Here is a 391-nt window from a genome sequence, read left to right as displayed (position 1 = left end):
TGCCGGCCAGCGCCTTGACCGGGGCGGCCATCATGTCGCTGGCCTCGGTTGCGTCCAAGACGATCATTCCGGGCGTGCTGCTCCCGATCGGGGTCGTCACTGCGATGGTGGGGCTGCCCGTCTTCTTCTCGCTGATCTGCAGTCGGCGCAGGACGATTTGACAATGGCCGGCCTCGACATCGAGAACGTACGGGCAGGTTATCGCGGGCGTGAGGTGCTGGCGGGCCTTTCGCTGCCGCCGATCGAGCAGGGGCGCATCACTGCACTGGTCGGGCCGAACGGCGCAGGCAAGACCACGCTTCTGCGCGTGCTCGCGGGGCTGTTACCGGCCAGCGGCAGCGTGCGGCTGAACGGGTCAAACCTGCTGGATGCTCCGATCGACGAGCGGGCG

The 391-nt window shown here is 67.8% G+C and carries 2 protein-coding genes; both read left to right on the top strand.

Annotated features, from left to right (window positions below; translation table 11 throughout):
• Positions 1-161 (top strand): iron chelate uptake ABC transporter family permease subunit (locus TSA1_RS38580; protein WP_145984444.1); only part of this gene is annotated, 161 nt, incomplete at its 5' end.
• A gap of 2 nt (positions 162-163) precedes the next feature.
• The coding region (locus tag TSA1_RS39490) for an ATP-binding cassette domain-containing protein (protein WP_161497312.1) at positions 164-391 on the top strand (228 nt) is incomplete at its 3' end.

Source organism: Bradyrhizobium nitroreducens, from assembly GCF_002776695.1.
Lineage (GTDB): Bacteria > Pseudomonadota > Alphaproteobacteria > Rhizobiales > Xanthobacteraceae > Bradyrhizobium > Bradyrhizobium nitroreducens.
This window is presented reverse-complemented; position numbering and strand designations above follow the sequence as displayed.